Origin of the sequence: Moraxella sp. (genome assembly GCF_024227015.1) — a bacterium.
GTDB lineage: Bacteria > Pseudomonadota > Gammaproteobacteria > Pseudomonadales > Moraxellaceae > Moraxella.
The window spans coordinates 1-1,355 of record NZ_JAAELD010000190.1 but is presented as its reverse complement, the minus strand read 5'-3'; the positions used below and the strand labels follow the sequence as shown (position 1 = coordinate 1,355).

The 1,355-nt window shown below is 50.1% G+C and carries 1 protein-coding gene; it reads right to left on the bottom strand.

Going from position 1 to position 1,355, the window contains the following annotated elements; genetic code table 11:
• Positions 1-137 precede the first annotated feature (137 nt).
• A partial coding sequence (locus GY683_RS04255) for a transketolase C-terminal domain-containing protein (RefSeq protein WP_297287564.1) occupies positions 138-1,355 on the bottom strand: 1,218 nt, incomplete at its 5' end.

Here is a 1,355-nt window from a genome sequence, read left to right as displayed (position 1 = left end):
ATGATGCTCGACCACTATCAACAAACCAAATGTATGCTGGTCTCTTATAGCACCAAGCCTACAGGATTGTTCTAATCGGTTTAAAGAAACTGGTTAAATAAAAAAATACCCCAATTGGGGTATTTTTTATGTTGGTATTAGATCAACGATTTCACCGCTTCCACGACTTTATCGGTGGTAATGCCAAAATGGTTAAACAAATCTTTGGCAGGGGCGGACTCACCAAAGGTTGTCATACCGATGACTTTGCCGTCAAGCCCGACAAATTTATACCAATAATCGGCAATGCCTGCTTCCACCGCCACACGAGCACGGACATCGCTAGGCAATACGCTTTCAATATAATCACGGTCTTGCTTGACAAAGATTTCAGCACATGGCATAGACATCACACGCACGCCCACGCCCTGCTCGCTCAAAGCCTTATGAGCTTGCATTGCCAAATCCACTTCCGACCCTGTGGCGATGATGATGGCTTGCAAGTCGCCTTGTTCTTTGGCAAGCACATATGCCCCTTTTTCAATCAAGGCAACCTGCTCGTCCGTGCGGTCTTGATGAGCAAGGTTTTGGCGAGATAGGATAAGAGACGTTGGGGCATTGGCGGTTTGTAGGGCAACTTTCCACGCCACCGCCGTCTCCACCGTGTCGCACGGCCTCCAAGTAAAGTGGTTTGGCGTTTGGCGTAGGCTGGCAATCTGCTCCACAGGCTGATGGGTAGGCCCGTCTTCGCCAAGTCCAATGCTGTCATGAGTGTAGACGTTGATGACACGCTGTTTCATGAGTGCCGACATACGCACGGCATTACGAGCGTACTCCATAAACATCAAAAACGTGGCAGTATAAGGGATAAATCCGCCATGCAACGCCACCCCGTTGGCGATGGCGGTCATGCCAAATTCACGCACACCATAGTGGACATAGTTGCCGTCAGCGTGGTCTTGCACGCCCTTAGCACCGCTCCACAAGGTCAAGTTTGACCCTGCCAAGTCTGCCGAACCACCCAAAATCTCGGGCAACAATGGGGCGAACGCACCGATGGTATTTTGGCTTGCCTTACGCGTGGCGATGGTGTCGCCTTTGGCTTGGCAGGCTTTGATAAATTCGTCCGCTTTGGCGTTAAAATCGCTTGGCAACTCGCCTGATAGTCTGCGTTGTAGCTCGTCCGCCTCACTTGGATATTTGGCTTGATAGTCGGCAAATTGGGCATTCCAGTCGTTTTCTAACTTATTGCCCTTATCGCACGCATTCCACGCTTGATAAATGTCATCGGCAATTTCAAAGGGATTGCTGTTTGCCCAACCTAGCTCGGCACGGGTTAAAGCGATTTCATCATTACCCAATGGAGCTCCGTGGCT